Annotated in this window: 1 pseudogene; it reads right to left on the reverse strand. The window is 69.1% G+C overall.

From position 1 onward, the window contains the following. Positions 1–236: 236 nt before the first annotated feature. Positions 237–374, reverse strand: a pseudogene (locus ACP7AJ_RS21545) (IS3 family transposase); the annotation flags it as partial. Positions 375–651 lie beyond the last annotated feature (277 nt).

Genomic DNA, 651 nt, shown 5'->3' on the forward strand with positions numbered 1-651 from the left:
GTCCCAGCCGACGACTTTGCGCGAGCAACGGTCCAGCCAGCCGGCCAGGTAGAGCCAGCCGCCGACTTGCCGGGGCAGGTACGTGATGTCGCCCTACCGGGTACGACCCACCCAGACCCGGTTGGGAGCGGTGGGGGCCGACTGGCCGAGCAAGCGGTTGGGCGCGGCCCGCACGGCTGGGTCGGAGTCGGTGGTGCGAAGCACGAAGGAGCGCGGCTGTTGGGTCGAACCCGGAGGGCGCGCAGGCCGTGGGCGTGGAGCACGCGGCGGCTGCGCCAACGGCCCACGAGGTGGCCTTGCGCCTGCACTTCGGCCCGCAGCCGGCGCGTGCCGTAGCGCTGGCTGTGATAGGCAAAGTCTTCGCGCACCGCCACTTGCCAGCCCGGCTCGACTGTCGGCTGTTGCCGGCGGCGCTGTCAGGCATAATACGCGGCCGGCACCACCCGTAGCACCTGGCAGAGTTGGCGCACCGGCACCTGGGCGGCGCGTTGCGCGATGTGCTGGTAGGTGCTCACCGGGTCGGCTGGCCAAAGATGACCAAAGCTATTTTTAAAATATCGAGCTCCTGCTCGGCCCGTTTTAGACGAGCGCGCAAGGCGCTCACTACCGGGTCACGGGCCACTTCCTCGCTGTCCACCTCGTCCACGAGCT

The organism is Hymenobacter sp. B1770 (assembly GCF_049896385.1).
In the GTDB taxonomy this organism is placed as follows: Bacteria; Bacteroidota; Bacteroidia; order Cytophagales; family Hymenobacteraceae; genus Hymenobacter.